This is a genomic window from Bradyrhizobium amphicarpaeae (assembly GCF_002266435.3).
GTDB lineage: Bacteria > Pseudomonadota > Alphaproteobacteria > Rhizobiales > Xanthobacteraceae > Bradyrhizobium > Bradyrhizobium amphicarpaeae.
In genome coordinates this window covers 5,811,967-5,825,002 of record NZ_CP029426.2, presented here as the reverse complement: position 1 = coordinate 5,825,002, position 13,036 = coordinate 5,811,967, and the positions used below count along the sequence as shown (strand labels likewise).

Here is a 13,036-nt window from a genome sequence, read left to right as displayed (position 1 = left end):
TCTTGTTGTCCTTTTTTGCGCGTCAGCGCGCAGCCTTCGACGCGAGGTCGGCGATCGACTTCATCACCGCGTCCCGCACGCCGCCATCATAGAGCGAATGTCCGGCTTCTTCCACGAGGCGAATTTCGGAACCCGGCCAGGCTTTCGCGAGCGCGTGCGACGTCTCGGGAGGGCACAGCAGGTCGTAGCGGCCCTGCACGATAATGCCGGGAAGGCCGGCGAGCCGGTCCGCATTCCGCAGCAGTTGGTCTTCGCTCATGAAGCTGTCGTTGATGAAGTAATGCGCCTCCATGAACGGCGTCGCCGGCAGCGTTCGCCAGACGTTCAGCGACGCCAGGTCCAGCCGCGTCTTCGCCGGCTTGTGCTCCGACAGGGCTCGCTCGGTGTCGTGCCAGGCGCGGGCGGCCGGCCCATGCACGGCCGGATCGGCATCGAGGATGCGGCGATAATAGGCTTGCACCGGATGCGCACGTTCCCCGGGTGGCAGCACGCTCAGAAAATCCTCGTAGAGCGCGGGATAGAATTGCGGCAGGCGCTCGTTGAACGCCGTCTCGACCTCCGCCCGCGTGCCAAGAAAGGTCGCGCGGAGCGCAATGCCGGAGACGCGCTCGGGATGGGCCTCCGCATAGGCCAGCGCCAGCGTCGCGCCCCAGGAGCCGCCGACCACCATCCAGCGTTCGAAGCCGAACTTTTCGCGGATCTTTTCCATGTCGGCGATCAGATGCGCCGTGGTGTTGTGCTCGCGCGAGCCCTTCGGCCGGCTGCGGCCGCAGCCGCGCTGGTCGAACAGCACCGCATGCATGCGCTCGGGATCGAACAGCCGGCGATGGTCGGGCTGGCAGCCGCTGCCCGGGCCGCCGTGCAGGTAGACCGCGGGGATACCGTCGCTGCGGCCGACGCTCTCGACATAGAGCTCATGGCCGTCGCCGACGTCGAGCATGTCGGAGGTCAGTGGCGCAAAGGGATCGGCGCGTCTTGCGGTCGTCCCAGCGTCGGCGTCAGGCGCCATTCTCGGATTCCAGGGTGCCGCCGGCGAAGTTGCGATAAAGGAAGCGGTTGGTCTCGCCCTCGGCTTCGCGCTCCGCCTGCTTGAAGATGGTTTCGTGCAGCGGCGACAGCGCGCAGGCGGGGTCGGTGTTGGCGGCATCGCCCGTCAGCGCGAAGGCCTGGCAGCGGCAGCCGCCGAAATCGATCTCGCGGAATTCGCAACTCCTGCACGGCTCCTTCATCCAGCCGGTGCCGCGGTAGCGGTTGAAGGCCTCGGAGTTCTGCCAGATCCAGGCGATCGAATGGTTGGAGCGCACCGATTCGAAGTCGAGCCCGGTGATGCTTTCGGCGGCGTGGCAGGGCAGCACCTTGCCGGCGGGCGAGATGTTGAAGAACTGCCGGCCCCAGCCGCCCATGCACTTCTTCGGCCGCAGCGCATAATAGTCCGGCACGACGTAGTCGATCGTCAGCCGGCCCTTCAGCCGCTCGCGCGCGGCCTCGACAATGGCCGTGCACGCGTCGAGCTGCGCCACCGTCGGCATCAGCGCGGCGCGGTTCTTCAGCGCCCAGCCGTAATACTGGACGTTGGCGACCTCGAGCCGGTCGGCGTCGAGATCGACGGACATCTGGATGATATCAGGCAGCTGATGCAAATTCTGCCGATGCATCACCGCGTTCACGGTGAGCGGCAGATCGAGCTCGCGCGTCCATTTTGCGACCTCGAGCTTCTTGCGGTGCCCGCCCTTGTAGCCGGCGACGCGATCGGCGAGGCCTTCCTCGATGCCCTGGAAAGAGATCTGCACATGGCAGAGCCCGGCATCGGCGAGCTCGCCAAGCTTCTCGCGCGTCAGCAGCACGGCCGAGGTGATGAGATTGGTGTAGAGGCCGACGTCGCTGGCATGCTTGACGAGGTCGACGAGGTCCTTGCGCGCCGTCGGCTCGCCGCCGGAGAAATGCACCTGCAGCACGCCGATCTCGGCGAGCTCGCTCAGCACCTTCTTCCATTCATCGGTGGTCAGCTCCTTGCCCGAGCGATCGAGCTCGACCGGATTGGAGCAATAGGGGCATTGCAGCGGGCAGCGATGGGTGATCTCGAGCAGCACCGCGAGTGGGATCCCAAACGTCTCCGCCGTCGAGCGCTGCTTCTCCAGCACCGCGAGGCTGTCACTGGCGTCAGGGGGGATGCCGGGATTGCCGAGCACATCGCTCATGTCGTCTTCTCCCGGGCTTCCGTGAGGAATCCCTTGTCGGCGAGATCCTGCAGCATGACCACGACATCGGCGAGGATCGCCTCTCGCGGTGCGGCATATTTCGTCGCCAACAGGTCCGCGACGTCGCCGACATTGCGCTCGCCGTTGCAGAGCTGCAAGACCTCGACCGCGATCTCGTCGGGTGCCAGCACACGTTCCGGCGCCAGGATGACCCAGACCTTGCGCGTCTCGTCATATTTCAGCTTGGCATGCCGCGGCAGCACGGGGCGGCTCGCCTCGCTGACGCTGATGTTCCGCGGCCCGGCCATTCCAGTTCCTCTTCAGCCCGCTTTGGGCACGAACGCGCCCGGCGGAATATTGCCCTCGACATAAGCGTGCTGCAGCGCGTCGAGCTGCACCCACAGGACGTTGGTCTTGAAGATCAGCGCGTTGCAGACCGAGGCGCGCTCTTCCGGCGTCCGTGCATGCGCCTTAACATAGTCGAGCGCGAAATTGGCGTCGCGGGGCGCCTGCGTCAGACGACGTTTGAAGTAGCTCATGATATCGGGGTTGACGAAGTCGTAGTGCTGCAACATGCCGGCGATGCGCTCTTCATGCAGGTTCGGCGCAAACAATTCGGTGAGCGAGGAGGCGATCGCCTCCAGCGGGCTCTTCTCGCGGCAGTAATGGACGTAAGCCTCCACCGCAAAGCGCGTCGCCGGCAAAATGCCTTCGGTCGATTCCACGTAAGCCGTGTCGAGCCCGAGGCCCTCGGTCAGCTTGATCCAGCGCTCGATGCCGCCCTCGCTGCCGACATCGCCGTCATGGTCCTCGATGCGATGGCGCCATTCCAGCCGCGTGGCACGGTCGCGGAAGCGCGAGATCACCACCGCGTCCTTGATCGGGATCGTGCTCTGGTAATAGTAGCGGTTCAGCGCCCAGGCCTGCACCTGGCCCTTGTTGAGCTTGCCGCCATGCAGCAGCCTATGGAAGGGATGCAGGCTGTGATAGCGCGTCGCCCCGATATGGCGCAGCGTCGCCTCCAACTCCTCGGCCGAGTTGAGCTTGATATCCTTGCCGATCGAGAGTGCAGTCATTCCAGTCATTGACGCCGCGTTCACAGCACGATCTCCGTTCCATCCGCCGGTATCTGCCAGCCCGCCGCCTCGGCGGCCTTGCGCTCGGACGAGGCAGGCAGCAGCGCCGGGTTCGAGTTATTGATATGCAGAAAAATCTTCCTGTCGATACTTAGATCGGCGAGCCGTGCGATGGCACCGTCGTCGCCGGACATTGCGACATGTCCCATGCTCTTGCCGGTCTTCTGGCCGAGTCCGCATTTGATCATCTCGTCGTCCTGCCAGACCGTGCCGTCGAAGAATACCATCGAAGCGCCGTCGATCTCGGCCTTGAGCGCGTCGGTTACCTCGGCGCAGGCGGCGATGAAGTAGAAACATTTGCCGGTCGCCTTGTCGGTGACCTTCAGGCCCAGCGTGTCGCCGTCGCCGCTCTCGCCGCCGGGATGCGCCTTGCCCTCCAGATACCAGGCCGACTTGCCTGGGACTGCGAAGGGCAGCACTTCCAGTCCGGAGCGCGCACCGTCGGGGAGGCGCGGCTCGAACGGCTCATTGATGCCGATCGGCTGGCGCCGCACGTGCTTCTCGTTCAGCACGTTGAAGATGCTGTTGCTGGCAAGGATCGCCAGTACCTTGTCGTGCGCATAGATCGTGAACGGCGAGCTCTCGCGCATCGACAGCAGGCCGGCCACCGCATCCACTTCGCTGTTGGTCAGGATCACGCCCGCGACAGGCGTATGGCGCAACGCCCCGGCCTTGGGGTGCAGTTGCGGCGTGGCATTCAATTGCTGGCGCAGGTCAGGGGAGGCGTTGATCAGGAACCAGTGCTCGCCGTCACCGCTGAAGGCGACCGATGCCTGGGTTCTCTGGAGTTCGTGACCGTTCGCACGGGCCGCCCGGCAGCCCTCGCAGCCGCAATTCCATTGCGGCACTCCGCCGCCGGCTGCGGCGCCCAGGACGACGACGCGAAGCATGATCCGTCTCCTGGAAGCAACGTCGCCAGGTGGACCTCAGGCCGACACACGTCCAATCTTCCGGAAACCTGTCGCGACCGGAAGAACGCGGGCCGAAAGATCCACCTGCGCAGAACGCAAACTCACCAACCGCTTACTTGCGGGTGGCGCTCACATACATGTTGATTTCCATGCCGCAGGGCACTTCGACGATCTTCGGGGCTTTCCAAGCCATTTTGGCACTCCATTTTTCGCGATTTCGGACGTATCCGCCCACGGGTTAAGTTAGTGCGCGCTGAGAAGTTCGCCAGTGAAATTTTCCCGATAAAGCCATGTTGCGCCGCGAAAAATGGCCCTGGGAACACTACTTATGAGGCACTGCCTTGCGTCCGGCGCATTCGGTCGCGAACCCTGTCCTGATAAAGCAGTTGTGAGTGCAGTGCAGCTTTCATTCCGGTACAGGCGACCCAACTGGATCTCGATGATGCCTAGATATTTCTTCAACACCCGTATCGGCGACGAATTGATCGTGGATCCCGAAGGCGAAGAGCTGCGCAACCCCGACCACGCCTGGGAGGTGGCCCGCCAGATGATCCTGGAGGTGGTGAAGTCCGAGGGCACCCAGCGCGCCCTGCTGGATGCCGTGATCGAGGTGACCGACGGCGAAGGCGAGATCGTACTGGAGTTCCCGTTCACCGAGGCCCTGCTGGACATCCCCGACAAGTCTGCGACGCGGCATTAGAGGCGCGCGAGGTGCGCTCCCTCCCCCGCCTGCGGGGGAGGGCTGGGGAGAGGGTGTCTCCGCAATCGAGAACCCCCGAGAGGAGAAAACCCTCACCCGCCGCTTCGCGTCGGCCTCTCCCGCACGCGGGAGAGGCTGCAGTTGTGCCCGTGGCGAGACCTTTGCTGCACTCACCTCCCCCCTTCGCCCCTGCGAAATCCGCATGGCTTTGCCGCGTTCCCGGCGCTAAAAGACGCCGGTTACACGGAGCAAGCCATGCAAGATCTCTGGCGCCTGTCGGCTGCCGACCTCGCCACCCTCGTCAAATCCAAAAAGGTCTCCGCCAGGGAGGCGGCCAAGGCCGGTCTCGCCCGGCTCGATGCCGTCAATCCCAAGCTCAACGCGGTGATCGACCACCGGCCGGAGGACGTGCTCAAGCAGGCCGACGCCGTCGATGCCGCCATCGCGCGCGGCGAGGACCCCGGCGTGCTCGCCGGCGTGCCTGTTACCATCAAGGCCAATGTCGACCAGGAGGGTTTTGCCACCACCAACGGCCTGAAGCTGCAGCGCGATCTGATCGCGCGCGAGGACAATCCGGTGGTCGCTAATTTCCGCAAGGCCGGCGCCATTCTCCTTGGGCGCACCAATTGCCCGGCCTTCTCCTATCGCTGGTTCACGACCAATCTGGTCCATGGCGATACCAAGAACCCCCGCGATGCCTCGCTGACCCCGGGCGGCTCCTCCGGCGGCGCCGGCTCGGCGGTCGCTGCCGGCATCGGCCATATCGCCCACGGCACCGACATCGCCGGCTCGATCCGCTATCCCGCCTATGCCTGCGGCGTCCACGGCCTGCGCCCGACGCTCGGCCGCATTCCCGCCTTCAACCCGGCGCTGCCGGAGCGGCCGATCGGGCCGCAGATCATGGCGGTCTCGGGCCCGCTGGCGCGCACCGTCAACGACATCAGGATTTCGCTGGCCGCGATGTCGGCCCGCGATATCCGCGACCCCTGGTTTGTGCCGGCCCCGCTGGAAGGCCCCGCACGGGACAAGCGCGCCGCGCTCTGCCTCAATCCGGACGGCCTTGCCACCACGCCTGAAGTGAAGGCGGCGGTGATCGATGCCGGCAAGCGGCTCGAGCGTGCCGGCTGGACGGTCGAGACGATCGAAAACACGCCGTCGATGCGCGAAGCCGTCGAGTGGCAGATCAAGCTCTGGCTCGGCGACGGCTATGAGGCGCAGCTCGAGATGGCCGAGCGCGAGGGCGATCCCGGTGCGCTGGCGTGTCTGCGCGGCAACCGCGCCAGGGTCACGCCGATGGATCAGGCCAATTACGCCAAGGCGCTGACCCGAAGAGCCACCCTGACCCGCGACTGGATGCTGTTCTTCGAAAAATACGCCGTGCTGCTGACGCCGGTGTCCGGCGAACTGCCGTTCCCCGATCATCTCGACCGCAAGGACGACGAATCCTTCAAGCGGGTCTGGGAAGCGCAGCTGCCGCAGATCGCCATTCCCTTCATGGGTCTGCCGGGCCTCGTGGTCTCCACCGGTCTGGTCGGCAAGGCGCCTGTCGGCGTGCACATCGTCTCCGGCCGCTATCGCGAGGATCTCTGCCTGCTCGCAGGCGAGGCGATCGAGGCCGGCGGCGTGCCGCCGTCGCCGATCGATCCCGTGGGTTAGCGATGTCCGCCATCTACGACTTCAAGGCCAACTCGCTGGCCGGCGAGGAGGTCGCACTGAAACGTTTCGAAGGACAGGTGCTGCTGATCGTCAACACCGCGAGCAAATGCGGCTTCACGCCGCAATATCGTGGTCTGGAGGATCTGCATCGCGATCTCTCGCCGCGCGGCTTCTCGGTGCTAGGTTTTCCCTGCAACCAATTCGGCGCGCAGGAGCCGGGGCAGGCGGGTGAGATCCAGGCGTTCTGCTCGACCAATTATGACGTCACCTTTCCGCTTTTCGAAAAGATCGACGTCAACGGCACCAACGCGCATCCTCTGTATGAGTACCTGAAACACCAGCAATCGGGCCTGCTGGGCGCCTCCATCAAATGGAATTTCACCAAATTCCTGGTGGACCGTGCCGGAAAGGTGATCGCGCGCTACGCACCGACCGCACGGCCCGAAGGATTGCGCAATCAAATCGAGACCCTGTTATGAGCGAGACAATCATGAGCGACGAATTTCCGGACCGCCTGTCGGTCGATCCGAACAGCCCCTTTTACAATGCGGACATCCTGTCGCGCGACGTGGGCATCCGCTTCAAGGGCGTCGAGAAGACCAACGTCGAGGAATACTGCATCAGCGAAGGCTGGGTCCGCGTCACCGCCGGCAATGCCAAGGACCGCCACGGCAATCCGTTGACCATCAAGGTGCATGGCCCGGTGGAGCCGTATTTCAGGGACAAGAAGTAAGCGCGTCGCGCTCTCTCCTCGTCATTGCGAGGAGCTCTTGCGACGAAGCAATCCAGACTGTCTCCGCGGATGCATCTCTGGATTGCTTCGCTTCGCTCGCAATGACGAGCATAACCGTTAGAGGCCACCCCCATGTCCGTCCGCATCGTCGACGTTCGCGAGATCACCAAGCCGATCTCCTCGCCGATCCGCAACGCCTATATCGACTTCACCAAGATGACGACGAGCCTGGTCGCCGTCGTCACCGATGTCGTGCGCGACGGCAAGCGGGTCGTCGGCTACGGCTTCAACTCCAACGGCCGTTACGGGCAGGGCGGCCTGATCCGCGAGCGCTTTGCCTCGCGCATCACGGAGGCCGATCCGAAGTCGCTGCTCAACGAGGCCTGCGACAATCTCGACCCCGACAAGGTCTGGGGCGCGATGATGACCAACGAGAAGCCGGGCGGCCACGGCGAGCGTTCGGTCGCGGTCGGCACCATCGACATGGCGGTGTGGGATGCGGTGGCGAAGATCGCGGGCAAGCCGCTGTTTCGCCTGCTCGCTGAACGCCACGGCGTCAAAGCCAATCCGCGCGTGTTCGTCTACGCCGCCGGCGGCTATTACTATCCCGGCAAGGACCTCTCGATGCTGCGAGCCGAGATGCGCGGCTATCTCGATCGCGGCTACAACGTCGTCAAGATGAAGATCGGTGGCGCTGATATCGCCGAGGACCGCACCCGCATCGAGGCGGTGCTGAAGGAGATCGGCAAGGACGCGCAGCTCGCCGTCGACGCCAACGGCCGCTTCAATCTCGAGACCGGCATCGCCTACGCCAAGATGCTGCGCGACTATCCGCTGTTCTGGTACGAGGAAGTCGGCGATCCCCTCGACTACGCGCTGCAGGCAGCGCTCGCCGAATTCTATCCGGGCCCGATGGCCACGGGCGAAAACCTGTTCAGCCACCAGGATGCCCGCAATCTGATCCGCTACGGCGGCATGCGCCCCGATCGCGACTGGCTGCAATTCGACTGCGCGCTGTCCTATGGCCTGTGCGAATACCAGCGCACGCTGGACGTGCTGAAGACGCACGGCTGGTCGCCTAGCCGCTGCATCCCGCACGGCGGCCACCAGATGTCGCTCAACATCGCCGCCGGCCTGGGGCTCGGCGGCAACGAGAGCTATCCCGACCTGTTCCAGCCCTATGGCGGCTTCCCGGACGGCGTGCGCGTCGAGAACGGCCATATCACCATGCCGGATCTCCCGGGCATCGGCTTCGAAGGCAAGTCGGATCTCTACAAGGAGATGAAGGCGCTGGCGGAGTAGGGGGGCCTCTCCGTCATTGCGAGCGGCTTGTCCGCCATAGCTCGAAGAGCGACGGCGGAAGCGAAGCAATCCAGAATCCTTCCACCGAGGCAGTCTGGATTGCTTCGTCGCAAGGGCTCCTCGCAATGACGGCGCCGCGGGATCGAGCGCTTCTTACGACAACCGCATGTCCAGCAACCGTCGCCCTTCGCTCTTCAGCAGCTTCTTCACCGCGCTCGAGGCCACGACCTCGCCCTCGTTGGCGTAGGCTTCGTGGTTCTTCTCGATGTCGTCGAGGCGATAGAGATAGTTGACCATGACGCCGGCCGACTCGCGAAGCCCCTTCGGCGAGAGATCGCCGAGCCAGTTGATGCGTTCCAGCCTCGCGCCGTTGCCGAGATGGAAGCGGGCGACGGAATCGATCAGCTTGCCCTTGGGCGTGCGCGCCTTCAGGAAGTAGTGTGCCGCGAGCGGCTCGATCACGGCGCGCAGTTGCGCCGTCGTCTCGGGGCTCTCGAACCATTTGGGGTCGTCGAGGCGCTTCAGCACCTCCCGGTCCTCGTCCGACAGCGGCAAATCCTTGTCCTGCCTCAGCCATGGCATGAAACCGGGCACCGGCGACAGCGTCACGAAACTGTCGAGCTTGGGCGTTTCGCGGCGCAACTCCTCCACCACCTGCTTGATCAGGAAGCTTCCGAAGGAAATGCCGCCCAGGCCGCGCTGGGTGTTGGAGATCGAATAGAACACGGCGGTGCGCGCCTTCTCGATCGGAAGGTATTGACGATCGACGGCCAGCAGCGGCGCGATCGCGCCGGGGATCGTCTCGGTCAGCGCCACCTCGACGAAAATCAAGGGCTCGTCGACCATCGCCGGATGGAAGAAGGCGTAGCAGCGGCGGTCGACCGGATCGATGCGGCGCCGCAGATCGTCCCAGTCCGAAATCTCGTGCACGGCCTCATAGCGGATGATCTTTTCGAGGATATTGGCCGGGGTCGACCAGTCAATCCGGCGCAGCACGAGAAACCCCCTGTTGAACCACGACGAGAGAAGATGCGAGACGTCGCGATCGAGCGCGGCGAAATCATTGTGCCCCTTCGACATGCCGATCAGATCGGCACGCATGGCGACGAGATCGCCGGTGCCGCCGGGCGCACGGTTGAGGCGGCGGATCAGTTCCTGCCGCCGGGGCTCCGAGGCGAAGTGCAGCGAGCTTGCGTCCTCGTCGCTCGGCTTGGCGCGCCACTTCTCGATCGCCTTGGACAGGCGTTCCCGATCGGGGCCGAAATCGCGCACCAGTCCGTCAAAAAAGGCGCGGCGTCCTGCCGCATCCAGTTCCCGGTAGATGTCGAGCACCTCACGCGCGATGGCGATGCCCGATGCTTCGCCGCGGCCCGACAGCAGGGCATCGCAGAGTTCGAGCAGCCCGTCGGCATCCCGCTTGGTGCCGGCGGAATCGCCGCCGCGAAGCAGGGTGCGGCCGCGCTCGGAAATAGTGGCGAGCAGGTCAGAGAAGAAGGCGTTCGCCATCTTGGCCTTTCGAAAACGGGTTGTGCGCTGCGAGAAGTTTACACGGGATTTGGGCGGAAGCCGATCACAATCATTTAGGGGGATTTTGGCAACGGAGCTGGTCCGTTCGTCCCTGGAGGAAACTTTCATGCGTTCCGACAACGCCGCCACGGGGACCCCGCAGCGCAAGTCCTGGACAGCGACTTCGTCTGACCAAAGGCGACGGCGCGGCAAATGGTTTTCTCAAACATAAGTTGTGGAATGGAACCATTTATCGATTTGGTTGTTGGCGGAGTCCAGTATCCCCTAGCGTAGCGGGATCGGCGACCAGCCAAAGTAACAACTCAAATGATCAAATCTCTCATGGCCTTCGCCATCCTGGCGCTGCTCGGCGCATCGGTGATTGCGGTGCCCGGTGTTGCGCCTCGAGCCAACGCGGACGAACCAGCTGCCCTGGCGAAGGCGGATCGGCTTCCCATCCCGCCCGGTGTCCCAGGTTGCTCGAGCCAGATTTGGCCGCACCTCGATCCGTCCTGCTTGCGCGACGTCAGATCAGGGATGCCGGTGCCTGAAGCTCGCCTGATCGCGCAGCGCTGATAGAGGCGCTTCTCGCAGACCTCCAGAGCTGCCTTGCGTCTGCGACAGGCAGAATGTCGTTCAGCCCGACTCCACTGAGCAATTGGCGTGGGCAATCATTTTGGCTCCTTTCCAGGAGTTCCCCTATGTCATCGGATTTAACCGGTTCTCGAGCCAACGTCCTCGTCGTCGAAGATGAAATGGTGCTGCGCATGCGCGCGGTGGACATTGTCGAGGATGCGGGGTTCAGCGCTGTCGAAGCCGTCAATGCTGACCAGGCAATTTCCATTCTCGAAGCGCGCTCGGATATCTCGTTGTTGTTTACCGATATTCAGATGCCAGGCAGCATGGACGGCTTGAAACTCGCCCACGCGGTCCACGACCGCTGGCCGGCCATTAAGATCATTCTGGTTTCCGGTCAGGTGAATCCTTCGGAGGCCGAACGACCGGCGGAAAGCCGTTTCTTTGGAAAGCCGCTGGGAGTCGAGGCAATGGCTGCCCAACTGCAAGCGATGATCGGTGTGGGGGCATTGAGGATCGTCCCAAACGCAGCAATGGCGGGTGCGAATGCGCATGAGGCCATCTTAACGGCAGAAAATGACAACCTTCGGCTATTGCTTGAACAGGCTGAAATAGACGCCAGTGCCCTGCTTACCCAGGCCGGCATCGACGCCAAGGAGCGCGAGGCATCCGACAAGCTGCAGAAGCTCATCCTTGGGGAGCTGCATCATCGCGTCAAGAACACACTTGCCACGGTCAGCGCAATTGCATCGCAGAGTTTCCGGGCCGCAAAGAGTGTCGAGCACGGACAGAAAGCCATGGAAGGCCGATTGATCGCGTTGGGGCGCGCCCACGATCTGCTCCTGCAAGTCAGCTGGGCGAACGCCAGTCTCACGCATACCTTGAGCGGGGCAACCGATCCGTATGACAGTAACGGCGGCAGGCGGTTTCATTTCAACGGGCCTGACATTCGGATTACCTCCGGTGCCGTCATTGCGCTTGCAATGACCTTCAATGAACTGTGTACCAACACCACGAAATTCGGCGCTCTTTCAAACCCGGCCGGCCGCGTGGAGGTTGTGTGGACGATTGACGAGACGAAGCACCGCCTCCGGCTGACCTGGACCGAAAGTGGCGGTCCCGCGGTCGAGGTGCCGACACGACGAAGTTTCGGTACCCGGATGATGGAAACTCTCGGACAGCAATTGAGTGGCCAGGTTCAACTCGCTTATGAGCCATCCGGGTTCGTGTACTCATTGGATGTCCCGCTCAACTCCGTCATCGCGGCTGCATGATGCGCCGCGCTAGCCATAATCACAACGCGGCGGGGAATCACCCATTGCTCGTAGAGGACAGAAACCGATACTCCTGCATGAACCAGTTCGATCGTCCCGCCGGGAATGAGAACACGAAGGACGACTGGATCGAGAAGCTGAATGTCCGTCTACAGGCAGTCATGAACTGGGCAGATCGCAGGTTGTAGGAAGCGCAATCAACAGGGGTTCGATATTGCGTGCCTACGAGCTGTCCTTCCCGGCAAACTCCGTCGGCGTGCGCCCCGTCACATGCCGAAACGCGGCTGAAAAAGCCGGCACGCTGGCATAGCCGAGCTGGGTCGCGAGCTGCTTGACCGACACGTTGGCATCAATCGAAAGCCGCTGGATCGCCGCGGCGATCCGCGCGCGCTGGCACCAGCTCTTGAAGCTCAGCTGCGTCTGCGTCGAGAACAGCCGCGACAGCGTCCGCGCGGAGGTGCCGACCTCGCGCGCCAGCGTCTCGATGTCGTGCAGGCCGGTGGGATCGTCGAGCACGATCATGGCGGCGCGGCGGCAGCGCGGCTCATGCGGCAGCGGTACGAAGGTCGTGGAATCCTCGGCCTGGTGCAATTCCAGCATGACGAGCCGCACCAGGAGCTCGGTGCGCTCTGCGGTGTTGCGCGCGTCGAACAGCGCCAGGATCGCCTGATTGAGCAGCGGCGACACCCGCACCACGAACTCCCGGGTCAGGCCGTCATAGCGCTGCTCGCGCTTGAGCCAGGCGAGGTCGAAATACAGCGTGCGCATCTCGATGTCGGCGAGCAGGTCGATGGCGTGCTCGAGACCGGCCGGCACCCAGACCGCCCGGTCCGGCGGCACCAGCCAGCGGCCGCCGGGCGTCGTCACCTGCATGGTGCCCCTGGCCGCATAGATCAGCTGCGCCTCGCGGTGCAGATGCGGATCGATCCGCATGCCTCTGGGATAGTCGCGCGCGACCAGGTGCACGCCCGCCGGCGAGCGGTGGTTGCTCCGGACCTCCCGCAGGGTTGGCTTTTCCGAGGTTGGCGTTTCCAAGACAGTCAT

General features: G+C 63.8%; 15 protein-coding genes. 7 read left to right on the top strand and 8 right to left on the bottom strand.

What is annotated here, in order from left to right:
• Positions 1 to 22 precede the first annotated feature (22 nt).
• The 6 genes from pip to pqqA form a co-directional block, all read right to left on the bottom strand.
• The gene (gene pip, locus CIT40_RS27310; protein ID WP_094893756.1) at positions 23 to 1,009 is read right to left on the bottom strand and encodes a prolyl aminopeptidase; all 987 of its coding nucleotides are present in this window, start codon (positions 1,007 to 1,009) and stop codon (positions 23 to 25) included.
• Positions 999 to 2,198: a pyrroloquinoline quinone biosynthesis protein PqqE gene (gene pqqE, locus CIT40_RS27305; protein WP_094893757.1), complete on the bottom strand. Its 1,200-nt coding sequence runs from the start codon at positions 2,196 to 2,198 to the stop codon at positions 999 to 1,001. The genes pip and pqqE overlap by 11 nt, the downstream gene beginning before the upstream one ends.
• Entirely contained in the window at positions 2,195 to 2,506 is a 312-nt protein-coding gene (pqqD, locus tag CIT40_RS27300) for a pyrroloquinoline quinone biosynthesis peptide chaperone PqqD (protein ID WP_094893758.1), read from the bottom strand. Before pqqD ends, pqqE begins: the two co-directional genes overlap by 4 nt.
• A gap of 12 nt (positions 2,507 to 2,518) precedes the next feature.
• The gene (gene pqqC / locus CIT40_RS27295) at positions 2,519 to 3,298 is read right to left on the bottom strand and encodes a pyrroloquinoline-quinone synthase PqqC (protein WP_094893759.1); all 780 of its coding nucleotides are present in this window, start codon (positions 3,296 to 3,298) and stop codon (positions 2,519 to 2,521) included.
• Positions 3,295 to 4,224, bottom strand: a complete 930-nt coding sequence (gene pqqB, locus CIT40_RS27290) for a pyrroloquinoline quinone biosynthesis protein PqqB (protein WP_094893760.1) — start codon at positions 4,222 to 4,224, stop codon at positions 3,295 to 3,297. Before pqqB ends, pqqC begins: the two co-directional genes overlap by 4 nt.
• A 133-nt stretch (positions 4,225 to 4,357) precedes the next feature.
• Entirely contained in the window at positions 4,358 to 4,438 is an 81-nt protein-coding gene (gene pqqA / locus CIT40_RS27285) for a pyrroloquinoline quinone precursor peptide PqqA (RefSeq protein ID WP_007595659.1), read from the bottom strand.
• Between the two features lie 249 nt (positions 4,439 to 4,687).
• Between pqqA and CIT40_RS27280 the strand changes: the two genes are divergently transcribed.
• The 5 genes from CIT40_RS27280 to tarD all read left to right on the top strand — a co-directional run bounded on the left by CIT40_RS27280 (position 4,688) and on the right by tarD (position 8,636).
• Entirely contained in the window at positions 4,688 to 4,945 is a 258-nt protein-coding gene (locus CIT40_RS27280; RefSeq protein WP_162307903.1) for a DUF6894 family protein, read from the top strand.
• A 255-nt stretch (positions 4,946 to 5,200) separates the two neighbouring features.
• The gene (locus CIT40_RS27275; RefSeq protein ID WP_094893762.1) at positions 5,201 to 6,601 is read left to right on the top strand and encodes an amidase family protein; all 1,401 of its coding nucleotides are present in this window, start codon (positions 5,201 to 5,203) and stop codon (positions 6,599 to 6,601) included.
• Positions 6,602 to 6,603: 2 nt separating this feature from the next.
• Complete coding sequence (locus tag CIT40_RS27270) at positions 6,604 to 7,080, top strand: glutathione peroxidase (RefSeq protein ID WP_094893763.1); 477 nt, start codon at positions 6,604 to 6,606, stop codon at positions 7,078 to 7,080.
• Positions 7,077 to 7,334, top strand: a complete 258-nt coding sequence (locus CIT40_RS27265; protein ID WP_094893764.1) for a DUF3297 family protein — start codon at positions 7,077 to 7,079, stop codon at positions 7,332 to 7,334. Before CIT40_RS27270 ends, CIT40_RS27265 begins: the two co-directional genes overlap by 4 nt.
• Positions 7,335 to 7,466: 132 nt before the next feature.
• Positions 7,467 to 8,636, top strand: coding sequence for a D(-)-tartrate dehydratase (tarD, locus tag CIT40_RS27260; RefSeq protein WP_094893765.1), 1,170 nt, complete (start codon positions 7,467 to 7,469; stop codon positions 8,634 to 8,636).
• 153 nt (positions 8,637 to 8,789) lie between these two features.
• On the opposite strand, the gene CIT40_RS27255 is transcribed toward tarD, so the two are convergent.
• Positions 8,790 to 10,142, bottom strand: coding sequence for a malonyl-CoA decarboxylase (locus tag CIT40_RS27255; protein WP_094893766.1), 1,353 nt, complete (start codon positions 10,140 to 10,142; stop codon positions 8,790 to 8,792).
• A gap of 327 nt (positions 10,143 to 10,469) precedes the next feature.
• On the opposite strand from CIT40_RS27255, the gene CIT40_RS27250 reads away from it, so the two are divergent.
• Positions 10,470 to 10,718 (top strand): hypothetical protein, encoded by a 249-nt coding sequence (locus CIT40_RS27250; RefSeq protein ID WP_094893767.1) that lies wholly within the window; start codon positions 10,470 to 10,472, stop codon positions 10,716 to 10,718.
• Positions 10,719 to 10,843: 125 nt separating this feature from the next.
• On the top strand, positions 10,844 to 11,992 hold the full coding sequence (locus CIT40_RS27245; protein ID WP_094893768.1) for a sensor histidine kinase: 1,149 nt from the start codon (positions 10,844 to 10,846) through the stop codon (positions 11,990 to 11,992).
• Between the two features lie 222 nt (positions 11,993 to 12,214).
• Here the strand turns inward: CIT40_RS27245 and CIT40_RS27240 are convergent, their stop codons facing one another.
• Entirely contained in the window at positions 12,215 to 13,036 is an 822-nt protein-coding gene (locus CIT40_RS27240; protein WP_162307698.1) for an AraC family transcriptional regulator, read from the bottom strand.